Consider the following 15233-nt stretch of genomic DNA (forward strand, 5'->3'; position numbering starts at 1 on the left):
ACCCACAACCGACCGGACGGAGAGCGCACCACCGACGGCACGGACCCGGTGGACCTCGCTTCGGGCCGGATGTTCCTGCCCCAGACCGACCTCGCGGTTCCGGGCATCCTGCCGCTGGTGTTCACCCGCCGCACCGAGTCCGGCTGCACGGCCGGCCGCTTCCTGGGGCCCGCCTGGACCTCCACCGCCGACGAGCGGCTGGAGATCGACGCCATCGGCGTCATCCACGTCACCGCCGACGGCCTCCTGATCACCTACCCGCATCCGGTCCCCGGCGACCACACCCGCCCGCAGACGGGCACCTCCCGCGCCCTCCTGGCCCGGGACGGACACGGCGACTACACCGTCACCGACCCCGACACCGGCCTGACCCGCCACTTCACCGCCCCGCCCGGCACCGAACCGGGCGACGACGGAACCGCCTGGCTGACGTCCCTCACCGAACGCAACGGGCACACCATCACCGTCGACCGCGGAGAGGACGGCCTGCCACTGGCCCTGACCCACTCGGCGGGCCACCAGGTGAAGCTGACCACCACCGACGGCCTGATCACCGCCCTCTCCCTGACCGGCGCCGGCGAGAACGGCACCGACCTGCCCCTGATGCGCTACGGCTACGAGGACGGCAACCTCACCACCGTCACCCAACCCTCCGGCGCCACCACCACCTTCCTCTACGACGACCGCCACCGCGTCATCGCCTGGACCGACTCCAACGCAAGCCGCTACGACTACGTCTACGACGACCACGACCGCGTCATCGCCGAAGGCGGCCAAGCCGGCCACATCCAGATCACCCTCACCTACACGGAACCCGACCCCGAAACCGGCCACCGCACCACCACCCTCACCACCGCCGACGGCCGGGTCACCCGTCATCTGATCGGCCCGGGCTGCCAGGTCCTGGCCACCACGGACGCGCTCGGCCACACCACCCGGTTCCGCTACGACCCGAGCGGCAACCTGCTGACCCGCACCGACCCGCTCGGCGCCACCACCGCCTACACCTACGACGAGGAGGGCCGACTGGTCTCGGCCGTCCGTCCGGACGGCTCCGAACTGCACATCGTGCGCGGCCACTTCGGGCTGCCGGTAGAGGTCGTGGGACCGGACGGCGCCCGCACGGTCTACACGTACGACGAGCGCGGCAACCGCACGGCGCTCACCGATCCGGCCGGGAACACGACCCGTTGCACCTACGACGACGCCAGCCGACTCACCTCGGTCACCGACGCCCTCGGGGACACGACCCATGTGGTGTGCGACGCGGCGGGGCTGATCGTGGCGGTGACCAACCCGTCCGGCGCCACCACCCGCACGGATCGGGACGGGCTCGGCCGCCCGGTCCGCGTCACCGACCCGACGGGCGGGGCCACCCGGCTCGAATGGAACGCGGACGGCCGGCTCGCCCGCCGCACGGGCCCCGACGGCGCCACCGAGTCATGGACCTACGACGGCGAAGGCAACTGCCTCACCCACACCGACGCGGCGGGCGGGGTCTCGCGCTACGAATACACCCACTTCGACCTCCCGCTCGCCAGTACGCGGCCCGACGGCGGCCGCTACGAGTTCGAGCACGACAACGACCTGCGCCTCACCCGGGTCACCAACCCGCAGGGCCTGACCTGGACCTACGAGTACGACGCGGTCGGCAACATCGTGTCCGAGACAGACTTCGACGGGCGCACCCTGACCTACCGCATGGATGCGGCGGGCAGGCTCACCGAGCGGGTCGACGCGCTCGGCGGGACCATCTCCTTCGAGCGCGACCGGCTCGGCCAGGTGCTCCGCAAGAACGTCGACGGCCGGGTGACGGCCTACGCGTACGACCGGGCGGGCCGTCTCCTGGAGGCGGTCGGACCGGAGAGCGAGCTCCGCTACCAGTACGACCGCCACGGGCAGGTCAAGACGGAGCTGGTGGACGGCCGCCCGCTCGTCTACTCCTACGACGGCCTGGGGCGGCGCGTCCGCCGGACCACGCCCACCGGCCATGTCACGTCCTACGCCTACGACTCCGATGGGCTTCCCGCGCGGCTGACCACGGGTGGCCGGCGGGTCGACTTCAGCCACGATGCCGCCGGCCGCGAGCTGGCTCGCGCCTTCGGGGACGCGATCACCATGACGTCGGCCTGGGACGAGGCCGGACGACTCGCCGCGCAGCACATCACCGCCGGAGCCCGGGCCGTCAACAGCCGTGCCTACGCCTACCGCGCCGACGGACATCTGCTCTCCGTCGCGGACCGGCTGTCGGGCACCCGCACCTTCGACCTGGACCCGATGGGCCGGGTCACCGCCGTCCGCGCCCCGGGCTGGACGGAGCGGTACGCGTACGACGACGCGGGCAACCAGACCTCGGCGTCCTGGCCGGACGGGCACCCGGGCAGCGAGGCCACCGGACCGCGCGCCTACAGCGGCACCGGCATCACCCGCGCCGGAGGCGTCCGCTTCGAGCACGACGCCCTCGGCCGGGTCACCGTGCGGCAGAAGACCCGCCTGTCTCGCAAGCCCGACACCTGGCGCTACGAGTGGGACACGGAGAACCGCCTCACCTCCGTCACCACCCCCGACGGGACCCGGTGGCGGTACCGCTACGACCCGCTGGGGCGCCGCACCGCGAAGCAGCGCCTCGCGGCCGACGGCGAGAGCGTGGTCGAGGAGGTCCGTTTCACCTGGGACGGCCTCACCCTGTGCGAGCAGACCAGCCACCGGCCGGACGTCCCGCACACGGTCGCCCTCACCTGGGACCACCGGGACGTCGTCCCACTGGCCCAGACGGAGCGCATCCTCACGGCCGACAGCCGGCAGGAGGAGATCGACCGGCGGTTCTTCGCCATCGCCACCGACCTGGTCGGCACGCCGACCGAACTGATCGACGAGATGGGCGACATCGCCTGGCGCACCCGGAGCACGCTCTGGGGCACCACCGCCTGGGCCCGGGACAGCAGCGCCTACACCCCGCTGCGCTTCCCCGGCCAGTACTACGACCCCGAGACCGGCCTCCACTACAACTGCTTCCGCCACTACGACCCCGAGACCGGCCGCTACACCTCCCCGGACCCGCTGGGCCTCGCTCCCGCGCCGAATCCCGTCGGCTACGTGGACAACCCGTACACGGGGTGCGACCCGCTGGGGCTGATGCCGAAGTACACGAAGGAGGAGAAAGCCAGGCAGCGAAGCATCAAGACCGCGGACGGGGTCATCGAGAGGGCGCAGGACGGCACGTTTCGGAAGCACCCCAAGTACCACGGGGACGAGATGCACGGCTTCACTGACGAACGGGTCCTGGAGATCCTGAAGAACCCGGACGCGGTGTATCAGTCGACGGGCACGGCCGGAAAGCTCATGTTCCGGCAGGGAGAGGACGTCGTCGTGACCCATGGGCCCGGTTCCGAAGCCGGACAGGCCATCACGGCGTACGGACCGTCGGGTATCAAGGGTGACTCCGGAGCAACGGCGCTGGGCGGCAAGCCCACCGATCCCGGTGCGCCGGTTACCCACGAAGACATCGTGGAGGGAAGGATTCCGAGCAAGGACGGATTCATGCCCCCCGCCGTACAGATCAAATGAGGCGGCACCGACCATGAGACTGACCCTCGACAACGACTGGCGCGCGACGGTGACGGACGATCCGCTGCCCATCACCCCTCGCTTCGCGGGGACCTTCGTGACCGTCGCGCCCTACGCGGACGCGAAGGAACGTGTGCGGTTCCTCGCGGACACCTTCGGCAGCCAGGAGTGGCTGTGGGACACTCCGGACACGCTCGGGTTCGACCGGGTCAGCCGGGAGCTGGTCGGGGCCGAGTTCCAGCTGCCCCATGAGTCCGCCTCCGCCGAGGACTGCGCCCGCCTCCCCTCCGTGCCCCCCGTCCTCCCGGGCGGGCTGCGCGCGGACGAGGAGCGGGACTGCCGCCTCGAGGTGACCTCGGTGCTGTGCCGTGCGCCTGGGGACGCCGTACTGACCTGTCTGCGCGACCTCGACGTCCTCGACGAATTGCTGGAGGCCCGCATCGGCATCGCCCCGGACGTGGCGCTCCTGGTCCAGCACGGCACCGTCGTCGGCTGGAGCCTCACCGATCCGGCGCGCTATCTGACCACCGCCTTCGCCGCCCCCGACCCCGCCCCACCGTCCCCGGCCACCCGCGAGCTGCTCAGCGCCTGCCTGGACCTGATCACTGATCCGCTGCTCGACGAGGTGCAGGACCGCGAGCCGGCTGCCCTGGCCCAGCTCCGGGAGGTCCACCAGGCCCTGCGCGCCCAGCGCGAGGACCGCCACCGCGCCGACGCCCTGCTCTCGGTCATCGGCAACCTGGTGGAGGACTATGCGGACCGGTGACGGTCAGCCGAGGCAGCTGAGCCGCACCTGTCGCTCCGGGGGTAGCGGCCACACACTCCCTGTGCGAGGTCGTCGGCCATGGCGGGCGCGGTGGGCCTTTCCCTCGTGCTCTCCTCCGTCACCGGCGTCCTGTCCGCGGTGCTCTCCGCTGTGCTGACAGTGCAGGACCCGCTCGGAGGTCTCACCCGGCACTTCGCCCCGCCGCGGCGCGGGACGGGGGGGTGTGGTGGCTGCTCGGCGTCGAGGACCACAACGAAACAGCGGCACCGGTGAGCGTGACGAGCACGTCCCGATCACCGTCACCCACGGACCGCTGGGCGGTCCACGGCGGCCGCCGCGACAGTCCATGGGTGCCCCATGAGGCCCCGCAGACATCACTCCGTCGCACCCCCGCCCAATCCTGACGCTTCATCAGGTGCGGGGGCACTCGCCGGAAACCAGTCGTGTGCCGCCGCCATGCCGCTCCGCACGCTGTCGCGCGCACCCTGGCCTACGGCAGTCGCCAGTCCACCGGCTGCGCGCCCTGCCGCAGCAACAGGTCGTTGGCCCGGCTGAAGGGGCGGGATCCGAAGAACCCGCGGTCCGCCGACATCGGCGAGGGATGAGCAGACTCGATCGCCGGAAGATCCCCGAGCAGCGGCCGCAGATTGCGGGCGTCACGCCCCCACAGGATCGACACAAGCGGTTTACCGCGCGCAGCCAACGCCCGGATCGCCTGCTCGGTGACTTCCTCCCATCCCTTGCCCCGGTGCGCGCCCGGCTTGCGGGGCGCCGTCGTCAGCGCCCTGTTGAGCAGCAGCACTCCCTGCTCGGTCCATGGCGTCAGATCGCCGTTCGACGGCCTGGGCAGTCCCAGGTCCGTGTGGAGTTCTCGGAAGATGTTCTCCAGGCTGCCCGGCAACGAACGCACCTCGGGCGCCACCGCGAAACTCAGCCCGATCGCCATACCCGGCGTGGGGTAGGGATCCTGGCCGACAATCAAGACGCGAACGTCATCGAAGGGCTGCTGGAAGGCCCGCAGGACATTCGCCCCAGCCGGCAGGTAGGTCCGGCCCGCGGCTATTTCGGCCCGGAGGAAATCCCCCATGGCGGCAATGCGTTCGGCCGCAGGTTCGAGAGCCTTCGCCCAGCCCGCTTCAACAAGTTCATGCAAGGGTCGTGGTGCCACGGCGCGTCACTCTACTGGCACACACAGGAGCCCTGCATACGCAGGGAAGCCTCCGCACAGGAGCCGTTGCTCAGGCGCTAGTCTTCCTCCTCGTCGAGGTCCGCGAGCCGGTCGAGCAGATCGCGCAGCCGGTCACCGGGAAGAAGGGGGAGCTTGTTGCGTCCAGTGTTCAAGCCACTCCGCCATAGCCATCATGCCTGGTCAGCCCCTCGTCCCCGATCCACAGATCCCGGAACTCCCGCAGTGCTGGTGCTCAACAGGGCGCTGTCGGCGCACCCCTCGCCCATGTCGGCGGACCGGGGCTTCTTCGGTTCACGTCCCTTCAGCCGGGCCAACGACCTGCTGATCCGGCAGGGCGGCCAACCCGTGGACTGGCGCCTGCCGTGACCGCACCCGCCGGTCCGGAGCCCTCCCCCGGCATCCTCGCCGTGGACTCGGGCGGCTCCGGGCTGCGGGTCGCCCTCGGCACCGTCGAACGGGGCGCGCTGGGCCGGCGGTCGTCGACGGTGCCCGTCCGTACCGGTGCGCGGGGCATCGACCCCGGGCATCTGATGGACCAACTGGTGCCCATGGTCCGGGCGTTGGCGACCGAGACCGGCGTCACCCGTCCCACGTCCGCGGTCGTCGGCGCCGCCGGTCTCGGCACTCTGGGCGACGCTCTGCGCGCCGACCTCCCGGGCGCCCTGGCACGGGAGTTCGGCGTCCGCGCCACCGCCCTCGCCGCCGACGCGGTCACCGCATATACCGGCGCGCTCGGATCGAGGCCGGGTGCCGTGGTCGTCGCCGGCACCGGCCTGATCGCGATCGGCACGGACCTGAGAGCCTGGCGCCGGGCCGACGGCTGGGGCCATCTGCTGGGCGACTGCGGTGGCGGCGCCTGGATCGGACGCGCCGGCCTGGAAGCCGCCCTGCGCGCCCACGACGGACGGCCCGGCGGCTCCACCCCGCTCCTGACCTGCGCCGAGGAGCAGTTCGGCCCGCTGCCGGGCCTCCCCGCCCGGCTCTACCCACGCCCCGACCGCCCGGCCGTCCTCGCCTCGTTCGCACCCCGGGTGGCCGCGTGCGCGGCGAGCGACCCGGTCGCCGCCGGCATCCTGCGGGCCGCGGCCCGGCACATGGCCGACTCGGCCACCGCCGTCTGCCCGGCCGACGGAGAGCCCCAAGTCGCCGTCACCGGGGGCCTGTTCAAGATCGGCAAGCCCCTCCTCGTACCCTTGGAGGAGGAGTTGGCGCGGCGGCTGCCGTACGCGCGACGGGTCGCGGCCGACGGCGATCCGCTGGACGGCGCGGTCCGGCTCGCCACCGACCTGGCAAAGGACGTACTCACCCTGCCGGGTGACGAGATGATGCTGTACGTGGTGAAGGGCGCGCCATGACACAAAAGGGGGATTGACCCCCTTGAGGGCAAGTCGCCCGGAAAACACGCTGATCACTTCTGATCCGTACGTAACTCATCAGACAAAAGCGGACGGATACCGCTCACCTGCACCCTCCCCGAACAGAGGAGCCCAGGAAGCCAGTAACATGCGGCGCCATGAGCTCCCCCACTGGGCCCGCGTCCGGCCTGCCTGTACGAATGCCGCGCCCCCGCCAGCCCGGGCGGCACCGCCGACCCGAGCCCCTGGCGGCTCCCGAGGGCGCGCCCGCGCTCGTCCTCGCGGTGCCCGGCACGCCGAGTGCCGCCACCCGCGGCCTCGCCGAGGAGATCGTGAGCATCGCCCGCTCCGAGCTCCCCGGCCTCGACGCGCGCATCGGATACCTCGACGGGGACGACACCGAATACCCCACCCTCCAGTCCGTGCTGACGTACGCCGCCGACGAGCGCACCGCTCGCTACGAGCAGGCCCGCGCCGCCGGGATGGACGTCAGGGAGCCCGACGGCCCCGTCGGCGTCATCGTGCCGCTGCTGGCCGGTCCGGACAGCGCGCTGCTGCGCCAGGTCCGCCAGGCCCTCATGGACAGCCGGGTCGCCGCCGAGCTGACCGACGTCCTCGGCCCGCACCCGCTGCTCGCCGAGGCGCTGCACGTGCGCCTGTCCGAGGCGGGCCTGGCCCGCGCGGACCGCGCCCGCCTGTTCACCGTGGCCACGGCCGCGGACGGCATCATCCTGGCCTCCGTGGGCGGCGAGGAGGCCGTGCAGGCCGCCGGGATCACCGGCATGCTGCTCGCCGCGCGCCTCGCCGTGCCGGTGATGGCCGCGGCCCTCGACCAGGAGGGTTCCATCGCCTCCGTCGCCGAGCAGCTGCGCACCTCCGGCTCCCAGCAGCTGGCGCTGGCGCCGTACCTCATCGGCCCGGAGATCGACGCCACGCTGATCGAGGAGGCGGCCAAGGAGGCGGGCTGCGCCGCCGCCGAGGCCCTCGGCCCGTACCCGGCCATCGGCAAGCTCGCCCTGGCCAAGTACACGACGGCCCTGGGCATCGCCCCGCAGCAGCCGCAGGGCGCGCCGGTCCGCTAGCCGTACGACGCGCGTACGAGCCTGCGACGTCGCACAAGGGCCCGATCCGGTCGAGGAGCGGGCCCTTCGACGTGGGGGCCGGGGCGGACTCCACGGTCGGCCCGTGGGGGTGCCGATCGGCCCTGTGCGTGCGGCGGGCCGATCAGTCCCGTGCGTGCGGAGGCCGTTCAGCCGGTGCCGAGCCCCGCACCCCATCGCATCGCACTGCACCGCACCTCACCGATCCGCACCGCACCCCATCGCATCGCACTGCACCGCACCGCACCGCACCGCACCGCACCGATCCACATCGCACCGCACCTAGCCGCATCGCTCAGCCGAGCACCACGCATGACGCTGCCGCCACCTCGATGGAGCCGGCGCGTGTGGGCAGCCCGGTGGAGCGGTCGAGGGTGAACCAGGTCACGTCTCCCGAGCGCTCGTTCGCGACGTACAGGAAACCGGCGGACTCGGCGAGCGCGCGTGGCCAGCGTCCGGCGCAGGAGACCGTGCCGATCAGCCGCAGCGCTTCTCCCTCGCCCTCCACGGCGAAAACGGACAGCACGTCCTCGCCGCGGGTGGCCGTCCACACGAACCGTCCGTCGGGCGAGACGACGATGCCCGAGGGGTAGGCGTCCCCGGCGGGTGCTCCGGGCAGCAGCGGGACCTCGCCCAGCGGCTTCAGCGAGCCGCCCGGGGCGTCCCAGCGGCACACCGTGACGGTCGGCGTGAGCTCGTTGGCGACGTACGCGTACGAGCCGCCGGGGTGGAAGGCCAGGTGGCGCGGGCCGGAGCCGGGGCGCAGGGCGAACTCCCGGTGCAGGACGGGACTGCCGTCGCGCAGGTCGCACACCCGCACCGAGTCCGTCCCGAGGTCCACGCTGACCGCCCAGCGTCCGGTCGGGTCGGGCTGCACCTGGTGGGCGTGCGGCCCCTGCTGGCGCCGGATGTGCGGTCCGGAGCCGGAGTGCCGCAGCACGCCGGAGGCGGCCGCGGCCAGGCTGCCGTCCGCCCGGAGGGGGACCGCGGTGACGCTGCCGGATCCGTAGTTGGCGGTCAGGACGTGACCGTCGAACACACTGAGGTGCGTGGGCCCGCTGCCGTCGACCGGCACGGGTGCTCCCACCTGCTCGGGGACGTCCCCGGCCACGCTGTACGCCGCCACCGCGCCCTCGGCGGTCTCGCTCACCGCGTACAGCGTGTCCCCCGTCGGCGACAGGGCCAGGTACGCGGGGTCGGGGACGCCGTTCACGCTGCTCAGCACGGTCAGGGCGCCGGTGGCCGGATCCACTGCCGCCGCCACGATCCCGGGTCCGCCGGCCGCTGTGAACGACCCGATGAACGCCCGCTTGCGCCGTCTGCCGACGTCTGCCACCGCTGTCCCCTCTCGTGTCGCCGCTGTCCGGGGTGACGGTAGCAGTCGATCACGAGCGGTCTAGACCAAGGCTCGCCCCGTTGTTCCCCGTTGTGACGGGCCCACGGCGAGGTGAGCGGAGGCGGGACACGGTCCACGACACCGCCGGTCCGGGCGTGGCGCCGAACGCCCCGCCGCGTGGCACACCTCAAGGGCGCCGGCCGTGGGGGTTCAAGCTCCGATCGGCACCCGGTGGGACCCGCGCAGGGGGACGGCGAGTTCGAGCAGCGCCTGCTCGAGCGCGTGCAGATGGGCCAGGACCGGTTCGGCTTCCCCGAGCTGCGGCGTGGGGGCGGCGTCGTCCTGGAGGCGCTGTCCGCCCGTCGGAGCGGCGGTGAGTGCCTCGACGGCTGCCTCCACGCGCCAGCAGGCGGTGGCGAGCCGGGCGTCGTGGGAGGCCTCGGGGTCCGCGGCGACGGAGGCCAGCCCGCGCACCTCTCGCGCGCAGGCGTCGAGCAGCGCGAGCACCTGCCGGGCCCGGCTCTTGCGGGCCCGCATCGGGCTGAGCGGATGCACCAGCGGCGCCAGCGACAACCGGACGCGGGCCAGGATCTGCTCCAGTTCGGCCACGCGCAGGGCCGGGTCCGCCGTCGGTGAGCCCGCGAGCCTGGCGGCGGCCTCGGCGGTGCAGGCGTGCACGCAGCGCAGCGCGCGCTCCACCCAGGCGTCGGTGACGGAGTGCGTGGTCACCGGCAGCACCAGCAGCACCGCCAGCACGGCGCCCAGCGCCCCGACGGCCGTCTCGCCCACCCGCAGGGCGAGCATCGCCGGGTCGAGGACACCGAGCAGCCCGTACAGCATGCTCGCCATGACCGTGACGGCCAGCATCATCCAGGTGTACGAGACGGCGGCGGTGTAGAAGATCCCGAAGACGCTGAGCGCGACGATCACGACGGTGGCCACCGGTTCCCCGTGCAGGGGGACGGCCACGACCAGGCCGAGCACGATGCCGAGGACGGTCCCGAGGAACCGTCGGAACCCCCGTACGAGGGTCTCTCCGCGGGAGGTCGTGTTCACGAACACCCACCATGTGGCGCCCACGGCCCAGTACCACCGCTCGTCGGACAGCGCCTGCCCGACGGCGAGGGCGAATCCGGCCCCCACCGTCGCCTGCACCGCCTGCCGGGTCGTGATCCGCGCGAGTCCCGGACCACCGGCCGGCGCGGCGACGGCCACCGGCGCCGGCAGCCGTCGCTCGTAGCACCACAGCCCGAACCGCACCACCGAGGACGCGACCAGCGACAACAGCACCGCCTGGTAGAGCTCCGGCAGCTGGCCGGGGACGGTCTGGAGGAACTGCGCGGCGAAGAAGGTCATGAACGCGAACACCCCGAGCGAGTGTCCTCGCGGCCCCCACCGCCGTGCGTACACCCCGGCCCCCACGACGGCGAGGAACACGAGGTCACGGGCGACGGGCAGATCGTGCAGCACGGCCGCGAGCGCGAGCACCGGCAGCCCGACGACCGGGAGGAGCGCCGTCGTCACGGCCTGGCCGCGCACCGTCGGGTCGGTCACGGTGAACAGGGCGAGCAGCGCGGCCAGACCGCCCGTGACGGCCGCCACGAGCGAATGCCCGGCCAGCCCGCACAGCACGACGGCGAGCCAAATCCCCAGCACCGCCCGGGAGGCGAACCGCAGCCGCACACGCCCTGGATCCGGCGCCACGAACGCCCTCTTCAGCAAATTGCCCCGCCCCTTCCGCACCCTGGTGCGCCATGACATGAGAAAGGCGCCGCGGAGTCCGCAGCGCCATCGACGCGACCATTTGAGCAGGTGAACGGCTGTTGGTTCAACAGAGGCTGAGAGTACTGGGCCAATGGTCCAGCCGGGCCTTGCGTCCGCCGGCCATCGAGTGGCCAACGGACCACTCCGACGCGCGTGCGCGCCCCCGGCCCCCGGTCAGCACTGGTCAGCGCTGGTACAGGCCCACGAGGGTGCCGCTGGCGAGCTCTCGCTTCTCGACCGCCTCGTGTACATGGGCGGCGTCCGGGGCGTCGGGGAGGACGCACGGCTCCGACAGGGCGTACAGCCGGAAGAAGTAGCGGTGCGCCTCGTCGCCCGGAGGAGGATGCGGTCCGCCCCAGCCCCGTTCGCCGTAGCCGTTGACGAGTTCGGTGCCGCCGGGCGGACACTGTCCCGCCTCGACGCCGTCGCTGCCGGGGTCGATGCCGACCACGATCCAGTGCACGAAGGTGCCCGAGGGGGCGTCGGGGTCTTCGCACAGCAGCATCAGCTCGGCCGTGTCGTCCGGCGTGCCGTTCCAGGCGAGCGGAGGGGAGACGTTCTCGCCCTCGTACGCATAACGGCGGGCGATGAACGAGTGATCGTTGAATGCGCTGCTGCTGAGGTCGATGCCAGCCATGTGCCCCGGAGTACCCCCGCCCGGGCCGGACATGCGGGACCCGGGCGGGACATTGCCTGGTGTGCTCAGGTGGACCGTTCGGCAGCCGTGTGCAGGGCTTCCAGCACGTCGTCGTCGGTCAGCTGCTCGAAGTCCTCGTACCAGAGGCCGACGGCCATGAAGGACACCGGCGTGTGCAGACAGATCACCTCGTCGGCCTCTGCGTGCAGCAGGGCCACCGCCTCCGGTGCACCGACCGGCACGGCCAGGACGACCCGCCGGGGCGCCCGGAGCCGTACGGTGCGCAGCGCGGCGCGGGCCGTGGCCCCGGTCGCCAGCCCGTCGTCGACGACGATCGCGGTCCGGCCGCGCAGGTCGGGGGCGGGGCGGCCCTGCCGGTAGATCCGCTCGCGGCGGCGGAGTTCCGCGCGTTCCCGCTCGACCACCGGGGCGAGTTCACTCCTGGCGAGGCCCAGCCTGACGAGGGCGTCCTCGTCGAAGAGCGCGTCGTCGCCGGCGATCGCTCCGACACCGAGTTCCTGCTGGAACGGGGCGCCGATCTTCCGTACGACGAGCACGTCGAGCGGCGCGTCCAGCACCTGGGCGACCTCCGCGGCCACGGCGACGCCGCCCCGGGGCAGGGCGAGGACGACGGGGTCGGGCAGGGCGCCCTTCTCCTGCTGGGTCCGCAGCACCTCGGCCAGTTTCCGTCCGGCCTGTCTGCGATCACGGAACTGCATGACGGCTGCCACTCCTCACGGCTGCTTCACTTCTGGCGTGTTCACTCCTGGCGCATGGACTTCTTCACTGCTGGCGCATGGACTTCAGGCAGGTGTCGCACCACTCCTTCGCCGCCTCGGCCACCTCCTCCAGTGCGCCGGGCTCCGCGAACAGGTGGGTGGCACCCGGCACCACACGGAGGGAGTGCGGGCCCCGCAGCCGGCGGGCCGCCTCCTGATTGAGCCGCAGCACCTCCGGATCCCGGCCGCCGACGACGAGCAGCACCGGCGCCCGCACGCGATCCAGGGCGGCGTCCGCCAGGTCGGGCCGCCCTCCCCGGGACACCACGGTCAGGACCTGGTCCGGCCGCTCCGCGGCGGCCACCAGAGCCGCTGCCGCTCCGGTGCTGGCGCCGAACAGGACGACGGGAAGCTCCCTGATGTCGGGCTGTGCCGCCGCCCAGTCGATCACGGCGACCACCCGGCGGCCCAGCAGCGGTATGTCGAATCGGTGTGCGGCCGTCTCCGCGTCCTCGCGGTCCTCGCTCTCGGTGAGCAGATCGATCAGCACGGTGCCCAGTCCGGCGGTGCGCAGTTCGGCGGCGACCATGCGATTGCGCGGGCTGTGCCGGGAGCTGCCGCTGCCGTGGGCGAACAGGACCACCGCCCGGGCGGACGCCGGGGCGACGAGTTCACCCGTCAGCACCCCGCCGTCGACCGGCACCCGGACCAACTGGGAGATCATCGCCATCACCGTCCGGCGTCGCTCTGCTCGACGAGTCCGTCTCCGTATTGCCTGCCGTGACCCGGGTACCCGTATCCGCGAAGCACCTCTCGGCGGACGCAACACCTCTCGATGGGCGAGGAACATGGTCGGCGACACGGACGACGACAGGCTGGCGCGGCGGCAGGGCTCGAGCGGCCACCGGACGGTGCCGCACACCGCCGACATCCGCATCGACGCCTGGGGCACGAGCCGCGAGCGCTGTCTGGTGGAGGCGGCGATGGGGATGGTGGAGTGCTTCGCCGACGTCACGGCGGTGCGGCCGACCGCCGTCGAGCGGCTCCAGCTGGACGAGGCCAGCGACGACGACCTCCTGACCGCGCTGCTGGACGAGGTCGTCTACCGACTGGAGGTGCACGGCCAGGTGCCCGTCGACGTGGAGGCGGAATCCACGGACGCCGGTATGGACGTGCGCCTCGCGGTCGCCACGCTGGCGGACGTGGAGATCATCGGGGCCGTTCCGAAGGCCGTCGCCTGGCACGAGCTGCACATGGGGCCGGATCCGTACGGCTGGTCGTGCGCGGTGACCGTCGACGTGTGAACGATGTGACCGACCGGTGAGCTCAGCCCTGTGACCGACCGGTGAGCTCAGCCCTTCAGCACGCCCAGCGGCACCAGCCGGGCCACCGTGCGGCACAGCCCCGCGCTCTCGCTCGCCGCCACCACCTCGCCCACGTCCTTGTACGCCTCCGGGGTTTCCTCGGACAGGCCGCGCAAGGACCGCGGACGCACCGCGATGCCGCCCGCCTCCAGCCGGGCCCGCAGCTCCGTCCCGGTGACCGCGCGGGCCGCCTGGTGACGGCTCATCACCCGGCCCGCTCCGTGGCAGGTGGAGAAGAACGCGTCGCCGCCGGGAACTCCGGTGAGCACGTACGAGGCCGTTCCCATGGTGCCGGGGATCAGCACCGGCTGCCCGAACTCCCGCAGGTCCTCGGGAAGGTCGGGGTGGCCGGGCGGGAAGGCGCGGGTCGCGCCCTTGCGGTGCACACACAGCCGGCGGCGCCTGCCGGCCACCGTGTGGGTCTCGGCCTTGGCGAGGTTGTGGGACACGTCGTACACCAGGGAGAGGCGGGTTCCGGCGGCACTGCGGAAGACCCGGCGGGCCGCGTCGGAGAGCAACTGGCGGTTCGCGCGGCCGTAGTTGGCGGCCGCGGCCATCGCTCCGAGGTACGCCCGCCCCTCCGGCGAGTGGACGGGGGTGCAGGCGAGCTGCCGGTCGGGCACGGTGATGCCGTACCGGGTCATCGCACGGTCCATCGCCCGGACGTGATCGGTGCAGATCTGGTGGCCGAGCCCGCGTGAACCGCAGTGGATCATCACGCACACCTGGCCGGCCGCGATCCCGAACGCGGCGGCGACCGTCTCGTCGTACACCTCGGCGACCTGCTGCACCTCCAGGAAGTGGTTGGCGGATCCCAGGCTGCCGACCTGCCCGGAGCCGCGCTCCCGGGCCCGCTCGCTCACCCGGGTCACATCGGCGTCGGCGACCGCCCCGCCGTCCTCGCACCGCATGAGGTCGCGCTCCTCGCCGTAACCCTGTTCCACGGCGTACCGGGAGCCGCCCTGGAGGATCCGCTCCAGCTGTCCGGGGCCGGTGAGGTGCCAGACCCCGCCGGGTCCGGCTCCGCGCGGGATCGCCCGGTCCAGGCCGTCCATGACCGCGGGCAGCGCCGGCTCCAGCGCCCGGCGGTCGGTGTCGGCGGCCAGCAGCCGCACGCCGCAGGAGATGTCGAAGCCGACCCCGCCGGGCGAGACGACGCCACCGTGGTCCACGTCGGTCGCCGCCACTCCGCCGATGGGGAAGCCGTAGCCCCAGTGGATGTCCGGCATGGCGTACGAGGCGGCGACGATGCCCGGCAGCGTGGCCACGTTGACGACCTGCTTCAGTGATTCCTCGGCATCGGCGAGCAGGGCCCGGGAGGCGAACACCACGCCGGGCACCCGCATCCCTCCCCGCGGTTCGATGCGGAAGCGGTAGGGACGCTCCTCGACCAGCTCCATCGCGACCTCCGACGGCTCGCATCCGCCCTTGCGGGG

The 15233-nt window shown here is 72.7% G+C and carries 12 protein-coding genes and 1 pseudogene; 6 read left to right on the forward strand and 7 right to left on the reverse strand.

Translation table 11 applies throughout. The annotated features are described in order from the left end of the window. Both IE263_RS29835 and IE263_RS29840 read left to right on the forward strand, forming a co-directional pair. Positions 1-3567: RHS repeat-associated core domain-containing protein (locus tag IE263_RS29835; RefSeq protein WP_189940944.1), on the forward strand; the 3567-nt coding region annotated here is incomplete at its 5' end. 13 nt (positions 3568-3580) lie between these two features. Then, positions 3581-4333: a hypothetical protein gene (locus tag IE263_RS29840; RefSeq protein WP_189940945.1), complete on the forward strand. Its 753-nt coding sequence runs from the start codon at positions 3581-3583 to the stop codon at positions 4331-4333. A gap of 490 nt (positions 4334-4823) precedes the next feature. Here the strand turns inward: IE263_RS29840 and IE263_RS29845 are convergent, their stop codons facing one another. After that, a complete protein-coding gene (locus IE263_RS29845) occupies positions 4824-5501 on the reverse strand; it encodes a uracil-DNA glycosylase (RefSeq protein WP_189940946.1) in 678 nt (225 codons plus the stop codon). 267 nt (positions 5502-5768) lie between these two features. On the opposite strand from IE263_RS29845, the pseudogene IE263_RS29850 reads away from it, so the two are divergent. From IE263_RS29850 to IE263_RS29860, 3 genes and pseudogenes are all read left to right on the forward strand, one after another. After that, a pseudogene (locus IE263_RS29850) lies at positions 5769-5888 on the forward strand (uracil-DNA glycosylase); the annotation flags it as partial. Beyond that, positions 5885-6877, forward strand: coding sequence for an N-acetylglucosamine kinase (locus tag IE263_RS29855; protein ID WP_189940947.1), 993 nt, complete (start codon positions 5885-5887; stop codon positions 6875-6877). The pseudogene IE263_RS29850 and the gene IE263_RS29855, both read left to right, overlap by 4 nt. A gap of 158 nt (positions 6878-7035) precedes the next feature. Continuing rightward, positions 7036-7959: a sirohydrochlorin chelatase gene (locus tag IE263_RS29860; protein WP_189940948.1), complete on the forward strand. Its 924-nt coding sequence runs from the start codon at positions 7036-7038 to the stop codon at positions 7957-7959. Positions 7960-8272: 313 nt separating this feature from the next. On the opposite strand, the gene IE263_RS29865 is transcribed toward IE263_RS29860, so the two are convergent. The 5 genes from IE263_RS29865 to IE263_RS29885 form a co-directional block, all read right to left on the reverse strand. Then, positions 8273-9313, reverse strand: a complete 1041-nt coding sequence (locus IE263_RS29865; protein WP_189940949.1) for a lactonase family protein — start codon at positions 9311-9313, stop codon at positions 8273-8275. Between the two features lie 210 nt (positions 9314-9523). Then, positions 9524-11035: an FUSC family protein gene (locus IE263_RS29870; RefSeq protein WP_189940950.1), complete on the reverse strand. Its 1512-nt coding sequence runs from the start codon at positions 11033-11035 to the stop codon at positions 9524-9526. Between the two features lie 226 nt (positions 11036-11261). Continuing rightward, positions 11262-11714, reverse strand: a complete 453-nt coding sequence (locus IE263_RS29875; protein WP_189940951.1) for a YbhB/YbcL family Raf kinase inhibitor-like protein — start codon at positions 11712-11714, stop codon at positions 11262-11264. A gap of 65 nt (positions 11715-11779) precedes the next feature. Next, the gene (locus tag IE263_RS29880) at positions 11780-12433 is read right to left on the reverse strand and encodes a phosphoribosyltransferase (protein ID WP_189940952.1); all 654 of its coding nucleotides are present in this window, start codon (positions 12431-12433) and stop codon (positions 11780-11782) included. Between the two features lie 64 nt (positions 12434-12497). Next, positions 12498-13157 (reverse strand): dienelactone hydrolase family protein, encoded by a 660-nt coding sequence (locus IE263_RS29885; protein ID WP_189940953.1) that lies wholly within the window; start codon positions 13155-13157, stop codon positions 12498-12500. A 124-nt stretch (positions 13158-13281) separates the two neighbouring features. Between IE263_RS29885 and IE263_RS29890 the strand changes: the two genes are divergently transcribed. Beyond that, positions 13282-13737 carry an archease gene (locus tag IE263_RS29890; RefSeq protein ID WP_189940954.1) on the forward strand — a complete coding sequence of 152 codons (456 nt, stop codon included), beginning with the start codon at positions 13282-13284 and terminating at the stop codon, positions 13735-13737. Positions 13738-13784: 47 nt separating this feature from the next. Here the strand turns inward: IE263_RS29890 and IE263_RS29895 are convergent, their stop codons facing one another. Next, on the reverse strand, positions 13785-15197 hold the full coding sequence (locus IE263_RS29895) for an RtcB family protein (RefSeq protein WP_189940955.1): 1413 nt from the start codon (positions 15195-15197) through the stop codon (positions 13785-13787). Positions 15198-15233: the final 36 nt, after the last annotated feature.

This window comes from Streptomyces aurantiogriseus, assembly GCF_014649375.1.
Classification (GTDB): Bacteria; Actinomycetota; Actinomycetes; order Streptomycetales; family Streptomycetaceae; genus Streptomyces; species Streptomyces aurantiogriseus.